We start from the raw sequence: 13,274 nt of genomic DNA, 5'->3' as shown, positions 1-13,274 counted from the left end.
CAAGACCATGACCCTGCCCACACGATTCAACTTCGCCGAGCATCTGTTCGCCCTCAACCGCGGCCGCGCCGATCGCACCGCCTACATCGACGACCGCGGCACGCTGAGCTACGGCCAGCTCGAAGACCGCGCGCGCCGCCTCGCCGCCGCGTTGAAGGCGGCAGGCATCCGCCGCGAAGAGCGCGTGCTGCTGCTGATGCTCGACGGCAACGACTGGCCGGTGAGCTTTCTCGGCTGCCTCTATGCCGGCGTGGTGCCGGTCGCCGTCAACACGCTGCTCACGCCCGACGACTACGCCTACATGCTCGATCACAGCCGCGCGCAGGCCGTGCTGGTGTCCGGCGCGCTGCTGCCGACGCTGCAGCAGGCGATGGCGCGCGGCGGCCATGAAGTGCAGACGCTGATCGTGTCGCAGCGCACGGGCGCACTGCCCGACAGCGCCACGGAATTCGATGCCGCCCTCGCCGCCGCCCCGCCCCTGGCATCGCCCGCGGCGACCGCCTCCGACGACCCCGGCTTCTGGCTCTACTCCTCCGGCTCCACCGGCAAGCCCAAGGGCACGGTCCACACGCACGCCAACCTGTGGTGGACGGCCGAGCTCTACGGCAAGCCCGTGCTCGGCCTCACCGAGAACGACGTGTGCTTCTCGGCCGCCAAGATGTACTTCGCATACGGCCTCGGCAATGCGCTGACCTTCCCGTTGTCGGTCGGAGCGACTGTGGTGCTGATGGCCGAACGGCCCACGCCAGACGCCACCTTCCGCCGCTGGACCGAGCACAAACCGACCGTGTTCTTCGGCGCGCCCACCGGCTTCGCGGGCATGCTCGCTTCGCCCAAGCTGCCGGCGCGCGAGGCCGTCGCGCTGCGCATGTGCTCTTCGGCCGGCGAGGCCTTGCCCGGAGAGATCGCGCAGCGCTTCAAGGCGCACTTCGGCTGCGAGATCATCGACGGCATCGGCTCGACAGAGATGCTGCACATCTTCATCTCCAACCGCCCCGGTGACGTGCGCTACGGCACCACCGGCCGGCCGGTGGAGGGCTACGAGGTCGAGCTGCGCGGCGAGGACGGCCGCCCCGTGCCCGACGGCGAGGTGGGCGACCTCTACATCCGCGGCCCGAGTTCGGCGCTGATGTACTGGAACAACCGCGAGAAGTCGCGCGAGACCTTCCAAGGCGGCTGGACCAAGAGCGGCGACAAGTACACGCGCGACGCCGACGGCTACTACACCTACGCCGGGCGCAGCGACGACATGCTGAAGGTCAGCGGCATCTACGTGTCACCGTTCGAGGTCGAGGCCACGCTGATGCAGCACCCGGCGGTGCTGGAAGCCGCAGTGATCGGCAAGGAGGACGCCGAAGGGCTGACGAAGACCAAGGCCTTCGTCGTTCTGAAGGACGGCGCCGCGGTGACCGAGGAAGAGCTGAAGGCCTTCGTGAAGGAGCGCCTCGCGCCGTACAAGTACCCGCGGTTTCTGGAGTTCGTGCAGGAGTTGCCGAAGACGGCGACGGGGAAGATTCAGCGGTTCAGGCTGCGCGAGAAAGAAAAGCAGGCATGACGCGCGCCCGGTCTTTTTCTTTCTCCCTCCCCTCCCGGGGGAGGGGAGGGGTGGGGGCAAGCGGCTTTCGGACAAGCACGGCCTTTGCCAACGCCGCGAGCCCCCATCCCAGCCTTCCCCCAGAGGGGGAAGGAGCAATGCGATGAGCCCCGACTTCGCCACCATCGACTGGCGCGGCCGCCCCGTGCAGATCGAGTGCCAATGGATCGCCCCCGAGCGCACCGACGGCCCGCTCATCGTCTTCCTCCACGAAGGCCTCGGCTCCATCGCCATGTGGAAGGACTTCCCCGCGCGAGTCTGCGAAGCCGCCAGTGCCCGCGGCCTCGTCTTCTCGCGCCCCGGTTATGGCCGCTCCACCCCGCGCGCCAACGACGAGATCTGGGACGTCGACTTCATGCATCGCCAGGCACATGAAGTGCTGCCCGCCCTCTTCGCCGCCCTGAACCTCGACGACGAGAAACCCTGGCTCTTCGGCCACAGCGACGGCGCCTCGATCTCGCTGCTGTATGCGGCGCGCTTCCCCGAGCGCGTGGCCGGCCTGGTGGTGCTGGCGCCGCACATCTTCGTCGAGGACGTGACCCTGGCCAACATCGAGCAGGCCCGGCTGGCCTACCTGGAGACCGACCTGCCGAAGAAGCTGGGCCGCTATCACGACGACGCCGATTCGGCCTTCTGGGGCTGGAACCGCGTCTGGCTCCATCCGCCTTTCAGGCAATGGAACATCGAGGCCGAACTCGATGGCATCCATTGCCCGGTTCTTGCTATCCAGGGCATCGACGACGAGTACGGCACACTCGCGCAGATTCGCGGCATCGCCAGGCGCGTGCCGGGCACCGAGCTGCTGGAGCTGCCTGACTGCGGGCATTCCCCGCATCGCGACCAGCCCGAAAAAGCGATAGTGGCGACCGTTTCATTCGTGGAGGACCGGAACTCCCGGTCAGGGAAAACTCGTGTTTGAGAGATAAATGATTTACCCTTAAAGTATCTGCGCCAGCGGCAGCGCGTCGTGAAGACACGCGCCCCAACCCGTCGTCCCCGTCTTCAAGCCTTTCCCCTTTCATTTCAATACCGCGCCAGGAGATCACCATGAGCACCCGCATCGCCCGCACCACCCTGACGGCCCTCGCACTGGCCTGCATCGCCACGCTGGGCCACGCCCAGCAAGGCAAGCTCAAGGTCGGCCTGATGCTGCCCTACAGCGGCACCTACACCGCCCTGGGCGTGGCCATCGAGAACGGCTTCAAGCTCTACGTGGACGAGCACGGCGGCAAGCTCGCCGGCCGCGAGATCGAATACTTCAAGGTCGACGACGAGTCCGACCCCGCCAAGGCCACCGACAACGTCAACAAGCTCATCAAGCGCGACAACGTCGACGTGATCGTGGGCACCGTGCACTCGGGTGTCGCCATGGCCATGGCCAAGGCCGCGAAGGAAAGCGGCACCGTGCTGATCGTGCCCAACGCCGGTGCCGACGCGGTGACCGGCCCGATGTGCGCGCCCAACATCTTCCGCAGCTCGTTCAGCAACTGGCAGCCGGCCTACGCCATGGGCGAAGTGGCGGCCAAGCAGCAGGGCAAGAAGAAGGCGATGACCATCACCTGGAAATACGCGGCCGGCGACGAGTCGGTGGCAGGCTTCAAGGAAGGCTTCGAGAAGAACGGCGGCAAAGTCGACAAGCAGCTCACGCTGCCCTTCCCCAACGTGGAATTCCAGGCGCTGCTGACCGAGATCGCGGCGGCCAAGCCCGATGCGGTGTACGCCTTCTTCGCGGGCGGCGGCGCGGTGAAGTTCGTCAAGGACTACCAGGCCGCGGGCCTGAACAAGACCATTCCGCTGTACGGCCCGGGCTTCCTGACCGACGGCACGCTCGACGCACAGGGCGACTCCGCGCAGGGCATGCTGACCACGCTGCACTACGCTGACGGCCTGAACACGGCGCGCGACAACGCTTTCCGCGTCGGCTATGCCAAGGCCTTCAAGCTGCAGCCCGACGTGTATGCGGTGCAGGGCTACGACGCGGCGCAGATGCTGGGCGTGGGCCTGAACGCCACCAAGGGCGACATCTCGAAGAAGGCCGAGTTCACGGCCGCCATCGAGAAGGCGAAGATCGACAGCCCGCGCGGCACCTTCACCGTGAGCAAGTCGCACAACCCGGTGCAGGACATCTACCTGCGCAAGGTGGAGGGCAAGGAGAACAAGCTGGTGAGCACCGCGATCAAGGGCCTCGCCGATCCCGCCCGCGGCTGCAGGATGTGACCCACCCCCGTCCCTCGCTCACTTCGTGTAGCTCGACTCCCCCCTCAAGGGGGCGACACCTGCGGCCCGGCAAAGCCGGTTCCGCGGTGTCTCACGAACATCGCGGGCGCTTTGCGCCACGCTCCCTTCACGGTCTTACCGGGATGATTTCAACGTGGATTTCGGAACCTTCTTGGTCCAGTGCCTGAACTCGGTTCAGTACGGACTTCTGCTCTTCCTGGTGGCCTCGGGGCTGACGCTGATCTTCGGGATCATGGGCGTCATCAACCTCGCCCATGGCAGCTTCTACATGATCGGCGCGTACATGGCGTTCGCGCTCGCGCCGCTGTTCGGCGACCAGTTCCTGCTGATGCTGGTGGCCGGCGTGGTGCTGGCGGCCGTGTTCGGCTACCTGCTCGAATGGGCCTTCTTCAGTTATCTCTACCAGCGCGACCACCTGCAGCAGGTGCTGATGACCTACGGACTGATCCTGGTGTTCGAGGAGCTGCGCTCCATCCTTGTGGGCAACGACGTGCACGGCGTGAAGGTGCCGGCATGGCTCGACGGCAGCTTCGCGCTGGGCAACGTCATGAGCTACCCGTGGTATCGCCTCTTCGCCTCGGCCGCCTGCATCGTGCTGGCCGTGGCGCTGTACTGGGTGGTCAACCGTACGCGGCTGGGCATGATGATCCGTGCCGGTGCGAGCAACCGCGACATGGTGCGCGGCCTGGGCATCGACGTGAAGCGTCTCTACCGCATCGTGTTCGCGGCCGGCGTGGCGCTGGCGGCGCTGGCCGGCATGATCGCGGCGCCGATGTCCTCGGTGTACCCGAACATGGGTGCGAGCGTGCTCATCATCTGCTTCGTGCTGGTGGTGATCGGCGGCATCGGCTCGATCACGGGCGCGCTGGTGGCTTCGCTGCTGGTGGGCTTCGTCGACACCTTCGGCAAGGTGTTCTTCGCGGACCTGAGCGGCATCGGCATCTACCTGCTGATGGCCATCGTGCTGATATGGAAGCCCGAGGGGCTGATGGGGAGGCGGCCATGAAGAAGACCGCTTTCCTCGTGCCGGTGCTGTGCGCCGTGCTCATCGGCGTGGCGGGCCCGTTCATGGGCAACTACGTTTCCGACTTCGTCGTGAAGATCATGATCCTGTCGATCTTCGCGCTGAGCCTCGAACTGCTGGTCGGCATGACCGGCCTCGTGAGCCTGGGCCATGCGGCGTTCTACGGCATCGGCGCGTACGTCACCGTGCTCGCTTCAGGCAGCGAAGGCGGCAACTTCGCGCTGCTGCTGCCGCTGGCCATGGCTGCGGCGGCGCTGTATGCGCTGTTCGTCGGTGCATTGAGCCTGCGCACGCGCGGCGTGTACTTCATCATGGTGACGCTGGCGTTTGCGCAAATGGCCTTCTTCGTGTTCCACGACACCAAGGTCGGCGGCGGCAGCGACGGCATCTACATGTACGTGCGGCCAGCCCTCGGCGCACTCGACCTGGAGAACCGCACGGTGCTGTTCTACGTGGTGCTGGGGTCGCTGGTGTTCACCTACGGGCTGCTGGCGCTCATCCGCCGCTCGCGCTTCGGCGCGGCGCTGGCAGGTATCCGGGTGAACGAGCAGCGCATGCGCGCCGCGGGGTTCTCGGTGTATGCCTACAAGCTCGCGGCCTTCGTGCTGGCGGGTGCATTGGCCGGGCTCGCCGGCTTCCTGCTGGCCTCGCGCGACGGCGTGGTCAACCCCGAGCTGATGGCCTGGCACAACTCGGGCGAGGTGCTGTTGATGGTGATCCTCGGCGGCCTCGGCCATCTGCGCGGCGCGGTGATCGGCGCGATCGCGTTCACGCTGCTGAAGGAAATCTTCTCGACGCATGCGGTGATGGGCCCGATGGCGGACCACTGGCAGCTGACACTGGGCCTGACGATCATCGTGTTCGTGGCGCTGCTGCCAAAAGGTTTGATCGGGCTTGTGAAGCGCCTGTCGCCGAAGGAGGCTGCATGACCCCGCATTTCTCCCTCCCCTCCCGGGGGAGGGCCGGGGTGGGGGCCAGCGGCCTCCAACGCCGCGCGGCAGCAAGGGCCGCGTGCCCCCATCCCGACCTTCCCCCGGAAGGGGAAGGAGCAACACCATGAACGCAGCACTGCTCTCCGTCGAAAAGCTCACCCGCCGCTTCGGCGGCCTCACCGCCGTCAACGCTGTCACGCTCGACCTGCACGTCGGCGAAGTCCATGCGGTGATCGGCACCAACGGCGCCGGCAAGTCGACGCTGATCAATATGCTTTCCGGCGAGCTCGACGCCTCCGAAGGCCGCATCTCGCTCGATGGCGTGGACATCACCGGCCGCGCCCAGTCGAAGCGCGCACGCGACGGCGTGGGCCGCAGCTACCAGCGCACCACCATCTTCCCGGAGTTCAGCGTGCACGAGAACTGCCGGCTCGCCGCGCAGGCCGCCACGCCCAGGCCCTGGGCCTTCTGGCAGCCGTCGCAGGACTGCGCCACCAGCAACGCCTCGGCCGACGCGGCACTCGAAGCCGCCGGCCTCGCCCACGAAGCGCACCGCGTCGCCGGCACCATGAGCCACGGCGCGCAGCGCCAGCTCGAGGTGGCGATGTGCCTGGCCACCAACCCGCGCGTGCTGCTGCTCGACGAGCCGCTCGCCGGCATGGGCGCGGAAGAAACCGACCGCATGCTCACGCTGCTCGCGCGGCTGAAGGCCACGCACGCCATCCTGCTGGTGGAGCACGACATGGACGCGGTGTTCCGCATTGCCGACCGTATCACCGTGATGGTGAACGGCACGGTCATCGCGACCGGCAATCCGCAGGAGATCCGCGAGAACCCCGAAGTGCGCACGGCCTACCTCGGCGAGGAACACCACTGATGCTGATCGTTCGCGACCTCAACACCTACTACGGCAACAGCCACATCCTGCGCGGCGTGCACGCCGGCATTCCCACGGCCACTTCGGTCGGCCTGCTCGGGCGCAACGGCATGGGCAAGACCACGCTGATCCGCACGATGATGGGCTACGTGCGCCCCGCCTCGGGCGAAGTGCAGGTCGACGGCCGCACCGTCACCGGCCTGCCGCCCGAGAAGATGGCACGCCTGGGCATCGGCTACGTGCCCGAAGGGCGCGGCATCTTCCCCAACCTGTCGGTGCGCGAGAACCTCGTGATGAGCGAGCGCGCCGGCATCGACGGTCGGCGCAACTGGACCTTCGACCGCGTGATGGCCACCTTTCCGCGCCTGTCGGAGCGGCTGTCGCACGGCGGCCAGCAGCTGTCGGGCGGCGAGCAGCAGATGCTCTCCATCGGCCGCGCGCTGATGACCAACCCGCGCCTGCTGATCCTCGACGAGGCCACCGAAGGCTTGGCGCCGCTGATCGTGGCCGAGATCTGGCGCGTGATCGGCGAGATCCGCGCGACCGGCATCGCGACGCTGATCGTCGACCGTGACTACCGCAAGGTGCTCGCGCACACCGACCTCGCGGTGGTGATGGAGAAGGGACAGATCGTGCGGCATGGGGCCTCGGCGGATCTGCTCGCCGAGCCGCAGGCGCTGGAGGAATTGCTGGGCGTGTAAGGCACAGGGGCTGGCGCTACTCGATGAAGCGCCGCAGCCCTTCGAGATTGATCACGGTGACCCCGCCGTACTCGATCCGCAGGAACCCCGCCTCCTTCAACCGGTTCAACGCCGCATTGCACCGCTGACGCGACACGCCCGAGAGGTTGGCGATCTCCTCCTGCGAAGCCTGCAGGTGCGGTTCGCTCCCCGGATGCAGCCACGGGTGGAACAGCCCCGCGAGCGCGCGCGCCACCTGGCTGTCGGTGTCGAGCAGCCGGTGCGCCGCGTAGTTGCCCATGAACCAGTGCAGCCGCTCGTTGATCTGCTGCAGCAGGAAGTGGTCGAAGCCGCGCTGCGTGCGGTGCAGCCACTCGAAAGTCTCTACCGGCAGCTGCGCCACGCGGCTCGGCCGCAGCGCGATGATGTCGGCCGAGCGCGGCATGGCGCGCAGCAGCGTGCCTTCGCCGAACCAGCTGCCGACCGACAGGCCGCCAAAGGTCACCGAGCGCCCGTCGCTCGAGGTCATCGACCACTTGAGCAGCCCTTCGAGCGTGCCGTACCAGTGGGCCGGCGTGTCGCCGCGCCGGCACAGCGCGGCGCCGGCTGCCACTTCGACCTCGCGCATCTCGTCGAGCACGCGCTCGCCCGCCGCCACGTCGAGCAGCGGGAACCAGGCCGAGCCTTGCAGCAATTGCGCAATCGTCAGCGATGCCGCCTGGGGGGCCGGCTTCGTGGTGGGCATGAAATGAAAGCTCCTGAAGGCGCGGGTGCGTAAACCCTGAGCCCAAATGTCGTCGCGATGACTGAGTGTGCCCGCGCAGCCAAAAATAATAGCGCGCCCCCCATGAAAGACTCCAGGAGCCCCCGAGCATGTCGTCGAAGCGCAAAGTGATCGTGACCATCGCCCCCACCGGCGGCATGGCGCACAAGTCGCAGAACCCCCACCTGCCCACGCAGCCCGCCGAGATCGCCGCCGACGTGCTGCGCTGCTGGAACGCCGGCGCCAGCGTGGTGGCCATCCACGCGCGCCGCCCGGACGACGGCGCCACCTGCAACGCCGACGTGTACCGCGACATCAACAGCCGCATCCGCGCGCTCGGCAGCGACATCGTCATCAACAACTCCACCGGCGGTGGCGTGCACGGCGACATGGTGAAGCCGCTGGCCGGCGACCGCTGGGAAATCGCCTGGGAAGAACGCATCAAGGGCATGGACGCGGGCGCCGAGATGTGCACGCTCGACGCCACCACGCTCAACCTGAGCTTCGAGGGCAAGCAGATCCTGATGGACACGCCCATCACGCGCGGGCGCGAACTGGCCGCCGGCATGAAGGCGCGCGGCATCAAGCCCGAGTGGGAGGTGTTCAGCCCCACGCACATCCTGCAGGACACGACCACGCTGATCGAGGAAGGCCATGACGACGAGCCCTACTTCATCAACCTGGTGATGAACGTGCACCGCAACTTCCAGAACGCGATGCCGTATTCGCCGCGCAACCTGCAGATGATGGTCGACACGCTGCCCAAGGGCAGCATCTTCGGCGTGAGCGGCATCGGCATGTCGCAGCTCGAGGCCAACGTGGCGGCGCTGCTGCTGGGCGGCCATGCGCGCGTGGGGCTGGAGGACAACCTGTACTTCCGCCAAGGCGAGCTGGCCACCAACGTTCAGCTCACCGAGCGCATCGTGCGCGTGATCCGCGAGCTCGACATGGAAGTGGCGACGCCGGCCGAGGCAAGGCAAATCATGGGGCTGCCGCGCGCGGGCACGCCGCGGCCCGAGTTCGCGCTGGGCTGAACGGCACGACAACAATGAACGGAGACACGCACATGAACATTTTCCGCACCGCACTGGCCGTCGCGCTCGGCACCGCCTTCGCAACGGCCGCGTCGGCCCAGGTGTCCGACGACACCGTCCGCATCGGCTTCATCAGCGACATGTCCGGCATCTACCGCGACTACGACGGCCCGGCCGGCGCCGAGGCGATCCGCATGGCCATCGCCGACGTGGGCGGCGCCATCGGCGGCAGGAAGATCGAGCTGGTCACGGCCGACCACCAGAACAAGCCCGACATCGCCGCCGCCAAGGCGCGCGAATGGTTCGACGTGCAGAAGGTCGACATGTTGATCGGCGGCGTCAACTCCGGCGCGGCCATTGCCATGGCGGGCGTGGCGGCCGACAAGAAAAAGCCGTACTTCGTGGTTGGCTCGGGCGCGTCGAGCCTCACCAACGAGTACTGCTCGCCCTACACGGTGCACTACGCCTACGACACGGTGGCCATGGCACGCGGCACCGCGAGCGCCGTGGTCAAGGCCGGCGGCAAGAGTTGGTATTTCGTGGCGGCAGACTATGCCTTCGGCGCGGCGCTGCAGGCCGACGCCACCAAGACCGTGCAGGCCAGCGGCGGCACGGTGGCCGGCTCGGTCAAGCACCCGCTGGGCGCGAGCGATTTCTCGTCGTTCATGCTGCAGGCGCAGAACTCGAAGGCACAGGTGCTGGCACTCGCCAATGCGGGTGGCGACACGGTCAACGCGATCAAGTCGGCGGCGGAGTTCGGCCTGGCCAGGAACATGAAGCTCGCCGGCATGATCATCACCATCAACGACGTGCACGCGCTGGGCCTGAAGAGTTCGCAGGGCATGTACCTCACCGACAGCTGGTACTGGAACCAGAGTCCCGAGGCGCGCGAATGGGCGCGCCGCTTCTTCGACAAGCACAAGCGCATGCCCTCCTCCTTCCATGCCGGCGACTACTCGGCCGCGCTGCAGTACCTGCAGGCGGTGAAGGCAGCAGGCAGCGACGATGCCGACAAGGTGATGGCGCAATTGCGCAAGACGAAGTTCAATGACATGTTCGTCAAGGGCGGCTGGCTGCGCGAAGACGGGCTGATGGTGCACGACATGCACCTGATGCAGGTGAAGGCCCCGGCCGAATCGAAGGAGCCGTGGGACTACTACAAGGTGGTCGAGCCGATCCGCGGCGAGGCCGCATGGACGACGAAGGCGGAGAGCCGCTGCACGCGGTGGAAATCGGCATGAGCACATCCTTGATGAACATGAAGCGCGTGGCGGTGGTCGGCACCGGCGTGATCGGTGCGAGCTGGGCCGCGTACTTCCTGGCGCGCGGGCTCGACGTGAACGCAACCGATCCGTCGCCCGGCGCGGAAGAACGGCTGCGCGAAGCGGTGGCGCAGCACTGGCCGACGCTGGAGCGCTTCGGCCTGGCCGAGGGCGCTTCGATCGATCGCCTGCGCTTCCACGACAGCCTGGAAGACGCAGTGTCCGTGGCCGACTTCGTGCAGGAGAACGGCCCCGAGCGCATGGACTTCAAGATCGACCTGTTCCGCCGCATGGACGCGGCCGCGCCGCCGGAGACGATCCTCGCATCGAGCTCGTCGGGCCTGGCGATCAGCGGCGTGCAGTCGGGCTGCGCGCATCCGCAGCGCGTGGTGCTGGGGCATCCGTTCAATCCGCCGCACCTGATTCCCCTCGTCGAGGTCATCGGCGGCGAGAAGACGTCGGCAGAGGCCATCGAACGCACCATGGCGTTCTATGCCACCATCGGCAAGCGGCCAATCCATGTGAAGCGCGAGGTGAAAGGCCACATCGCGAACCGTCTGCAGGCGGCACTGTGGCGCGAGGCCTTTCACCTGGTGAACGAAGGCGTGGCGAGCGTGGCCGACATCGACACGGCCATCGCGCACGGCCCCGGCCTGCGCTGGGCGGTGATGGGGCCGTTCATGAACCTGCATCTCTCGGGCGGCGCAGGCGGCATCGAGCATGTGCTCGCGCATTTGGGCGGGCCGATCGAGGACTGGTGGAAGGACCTGGGCGCGCCGTCGATGACGGCCGAGCTCAAGCAGAAGGTGGCGCAAGGCGTGTCCGAGGAGTTGGGCACTCGACGCACGGCCGACCTCGAAGCCGCCCGCGACACCCTGCTGTTAGACCTGATTCGCGCCAAGGCTGACAGCGGCAAGCTCGACTAGATGAGGCTTTGCTGTGCATGGGGCGTCTTGTTCGGGGTGCGACCACGCCGACGGGGTACCTTGCTCCGGGGAGTACCCGGCGCCCTGGGCACGCGCCCCGAACAAAGTGCCATGGAACAAAAAAATGACTGACTTCCTACTCGATGAAAACCTGATCGCCCCGCCCCGCACCGTGCGCATCGACTTCGACGACGGCTCCTTCGCCTTGCGATCGCCAATGGCGCTGAAGCCCTATGCGCGCTGCATCGGCGAATGGATCGAGCGCTGGGCGCATGAGACACCCGACGCACTGGCCTTCGCCGAGCGCAACGAAACAGGCGAAGGCTGGCGCAAGCTCGACTACCGCGCGCTGCGTCACGCCGTGGGCGCCGTCGCCCAGGCGCTGCTCGACATGAACCTGCCGCCGGGCCAGCCGGTCGTGATCCTGTCGGACAACGCCATCGACCACGCGGTGCTGATGCTGGCCGCCATGCACATCGGCCGCACCGCATGCTCGTTGTCGAGTGCCTACTCGCGCATGGCGAAAGACCCGTCGCGGCTGCACGGCATGCTGCAGGCGCTGAAGCCGGGGCTGATCTACGCATCCGACGCCAAGGTGTACGGCGGCTCGCTCGCGGGCTGCGGCGTCGAGGCCGTCACGGTGTTCAGCCGCAACGCCGAGGCGCATCCCGGCGCGATGGCGTTCGGGCAGCTGCTCGCGGTGAAGGAAACGCCCGCCGTCATGCAGGCCTTCGCCGACGTGCTGCCCGACACGCACGCCAAGTACCTGCTGACCTCCGGCTCCACCGGCAAGCCCAAGGTGGTCATCAACACGCACCGCATGCTCTGCGCCAACCAGCAGATGATGGCGCAGACCTGGCGCTTCCTCATGCGAGAAGCGCCGGTGCTGGTCGACTGGCTGCCCTGGAGCCACACCTTCGGCGCAAACCACAACCTGAACATGGTGCTGTGCCACGGCGGCGCGCTCTACATCGACGAGGGCCGGCCCGCGCCGGGCCTGATCGAGAAGACCGTGCGCAACCTGCGCGAGGTGAAGCCCACGCTGCTGTTCAACGTGCCGCGCGGCTTCGACATGCTGCTGCCCTTTCTCGAAGCCGACGACGCGCTGGCCACCGAGGTGTTCTCGCGTTTGCGGCTGGCCTTCTACGCGGCGGCGGCGCTCGCGCCTTCCACCTGGCAGCGGCTCGAAGCGGTGGCTGCGCGCGTCCGGCCCACGCGGCCGCTGTGGCTCACCACCTCGTGGGGCGCGACCGAAACCTCGCCCGCCATCACCTCCGCGCACTGGAAGCTCGACGGCGCCGGCTGCATCGGCGCGCCGCTGCCGGGGTTGGAGCTGAAGTTCGTGCCCAACGGCGAAAAGCTGGAGATGCGCGTCAAGGGCGTTTCGGTGTTCCCCGGCTACCGCGATGCACCGCGCGAAACGGCGCAGGCCTTCGACGAGGAAGGCTACTACCGCATCGGCGACGCCGGCTTCCTCGCGAACCCGGCCGAGCCCGCGCAGGGCGTGATCTTCAACGGCCGCGTGGCGGAAGACTTCAAGCTCTCGAGCGGCACCTGGGTGTCGGTGGGCACGCTGCGTGTGAAGCTGGTGTCGCTGCTTGCGCCGCATGCGCAGGACGTGGTGCTCACCGGCCACGACCGCGACGAGATCGGCATGCTGGTGTTCCCCAGCCCGCAAGGCGCCACGCTCGCGCCCGAGGCCTTGGATGAACGCATCGCCGGCGTGCTGCGCACGCTGCGCGACGAAGGCGCGGGCTCCTCGCAATGCCCGGCCTGCGCATTGGTGCTGGCCGAGCCCCCGAGCCTCGACGCGGGCGAGATCACCGACAAGGGCTACATCAACCAGCGCGCCGTGCTGATGCGGCGCGCGGCCGACGTGGCGCGGCTGCATGCGCCCGGCGGCAAGCAGGTGGTGCGCCCGGGCTGAACCCCGAATCCCGACCC

At 67.5% G+C, this 13,274-nt stretch carries 12 protein-coding genes; 11 read left to right on the top strand and 1 reads right to left on the bottom strand.

The window, feature by feature from the left end; all coding sequences use genetic code 11:
• Positions 1–7 precede the first annotated feature (7 nt).
• From ASC92_RS16360 to ASC92_RS16330, 7 genes are all read left to right on the top strand, one after another.
• Positions 8–1,555, top strand: coding sequence for a benzoate-CoA ligase family protein (locus tag ASC92_RS16360; protein ID WP_056517610.1), 1,548 nt, complete (start codon positions 8–10; stop codon positions 1,553–1,555).
• 142 nt (positions 1,556–1,697) lie between these two features.
• Positions 1,698–2,513 carry an alpha/beta fold hydrolase gene (locus ASC92_RS16355; RefSeq protein ID WP_056517607.1) on the top strand — a complete coding sequence of 272 codons (816 nt, stop codon included), beginning with the start codon at positions 1,698–1,700 and terminating at the stop codon, positions 2,511–2,513.
• 128 nt (positions 2,514–2,641) lie between these two features.
• Positions 2,642–3,811, top strand: a complete 1,170-nt coding sequence (locus ASC92_RS16350) for an ABC transporter substrate-binding protein (protein WP_056517604.1) — start codon at positions 2,642–2,644, stop codon at positions 3,809–3,811.
• 154 nt (positions 3,812–3,965) lie between these two features.
• On the top strand, positions 3,966–4,838 hold the full coding sequence (locus ASC92_RS16345) for a branched-chain amino acid ABC transporter permease (protein WP_007832654.1): 873 nt from the start codon (positions 3,966–3,968) through the stop codon (positions 4,836–4,838).
• Positions 4,835–5,785, top strand: coding sequence for a branched-chain amino acid ABC transporter permease (locus ASC92_RS16340; RefSeq protein ID WP_056517602.1), 951 nt, complete (start codon positions 4,835–4,837; stop codon positions 5,783–5,785). Before ASC92_RS16345 ends, ASC92_RS16340 begins: the two co-directional genes overlap by 4 nt.
• A gap of 127 nt (positions 5,786–5,912) precedes the next feature.
• On the top strand, positions 5,913–6,665 hold the full coding sequence (locus ASC92_RS16335; protein WP_056517598.1) for an ABC transporter ATP-binding protein: 753 nt from the start codon (positions 5,913–5,915) through the stop codon (positions 6,663–6,665).
• Positions 6,665–7,366 (top strand): ABC transporter ATP-binding protein, encoded by a 702-nt coding sequence (locus ASC92_RS16330; protein WP_007836838.1) that lies wholly within the window; start codon positions 6,665–6,667, stop codon positions 7,364–7,366. The genes ASC92_RS16335 and ASC92_RS16330 overlap by 1 nt, the downstream gene beginning before the upstream one ends.
• Positions 7,367–7,382: 16 nt before the next feature.
• Here ASC92_RS16330 and ASC92_RS16325 read toward each other — a convergent pair whose 3' ends face one another.
• Positions 7,383–8,090: a Crp/Fnr family transcriptional regulator gene (locus ASC92_RS16325; RefSeq protein WP_056517597.1), complete on the bottom strand. Its 708-nt coding sequence runs from the start codon at positions 8,088–8,090 to the stop codon at positions 7,383–7,385.
• A 128-nt stretch (positions 8,091–8,218) separates the two neighbouring features.
• Between ASC92_RS16325 and ASC92_RS16320 the strand changes: the two genes are divergently transcribed.
• The 4 genes from ASC92_RS16320 (at position 8,219) to ASC92_RS16305 (ending at position 13,257) form a co-directional block, all read left to right on the top strand.
• Positions 8,219–9,142: a 3-keto-5-aminohexanoate cleavage protein gene (locus ASC92_RS16320; protein ID WP_056517592.1), complete on the top strand. Its 924-nt coding sequence runs from the start codon at positions 8,219–8,221 to the stop codon at positions 9,140–9,142.
• Between the two features lie 32 nt (positions 9,143–9,174).
• On the top strand, positions 9,175–10,383 hold the full coding sequence (locus ASC92_RS16315) for an ABC transporter substrate-binding protein (RefSeq protein ID WP_056517589.1): 1,209 nt from the start codon (positions 9,175–9,177) through the stop codon (positions 10,381–10,383).
• Complete coding sequence (locus tag ASC92_RS16310; RefSeq protein ID WP_056517890.1) at positions 10,380–11,330, top strand: 3-hydroxyacyl-CoA dehydrogenase NAD-binding domain-containing protein; 951 nt, start codon at positions 10,380–10,382, stop codon at positions 11,328–11,330. Before ASC92_RS16315 ends, ASC92_RS16310 begins: the two co-directional genes overlap by 4 nt.
• 124 nt (positions 11,331–11,454) lie before the next feature.
• Entirely contained in the window at positions 11,455–13,257 is a 1,803-nt protein-coding gene (locus tag ASC92_RS16305; protein WP_056517587.1) for a feruloyl-CoA synthase, read from the top strand.
• Positions 13,258–13,274 lie beyond the last annotated feature (17 nt).

Origin of the sequence: Variovorax sp. Root411 (assembly GCF_001425205.1) — a bacterium.
Lineage (GTDB): Bacteria > Pseudomonadota > Gammaproteobacteria > Burkholderiales > Burkholderiaceae_C > Variovorax.
This window is presented reverse-complemented; position numbering and strand designations above follow the sequence as displayed.

Coding starts and splice junctions, on each gene's coding strand:
- ASC92_RS16335 (WP_056517598.1), top strand. CDS start 5,913: ATGAACGCAGCACTGCTCTCCGTCGAAAAGCTCACCCGCCGCTTCGGC.
- ASC92_RS16355 (WP_056517607.1), top strand. CDS start 1,698: ATGAGCCCCGACTTCGCCACCATCGACTGGCGCGGCCGCCCCGTGCAG.
- ASC92_RS16360 (WP_056517610.1), top strand. CDS start 8: ATGACCCTGCCCACACGATTCAACTTCGCCGAGCATCTGTTCGCCCTC.
- ASC92_RS16315 (WP_056517589.1), top strand. CDS start 9,175: ATGAACATTTTCCGCACCGCACTGGCCGTCGCGCTCGGCACCGCCTTC.
- ASC92_RS16340 (WP_056517602.1), top strand. CDS start 4,835: ATGAAGAAGACCGCTTTCCTCGTGCCGGTGCTGTGCGCCGTGCTCATC.
- ASC92_RS16320 (WP_056517592.1), top strand. CDS start 8,219: ATGTCGTCGAAGCGCAAAGTGATCGTGACCATCGCCCCCACCGGCGGC.
- ASC92_RS16325 (WP_056517597.1), bottom strand. CDS start 8,090: ATGCCCACCACGAAGCCGGCCCCCCAGGCGGCATCGCTGACGATTGCG.
- ASC92_RS16330 (WP_007836838.1), top strand. CDS start 6,665: ATGCTGATCGTTCGCGACCTCAACACCTACTACGGCAACAGCCACATC.
- ASC92_RS16310 (WP_056517890.1), top strand. CDS start 10,380: ATGAGCACATCCTTGATGAACATGAAGCGCGTGGCGGTGGTCGGCACC.
- ASC92_RS16350 (WP_056517604.1), top strand. CDS start 2,642: ATGAGCACCCGCATCGCCCGCACCACCCTGACGGCCCTCGCACTGGCC.
- ASC92_RS16305 (WP_056517587.1), top strand. CDS start 11,455: ATGACTGACTTCCTACTCGATGAAAACCTGATCGCCCCGCCCCGCACC.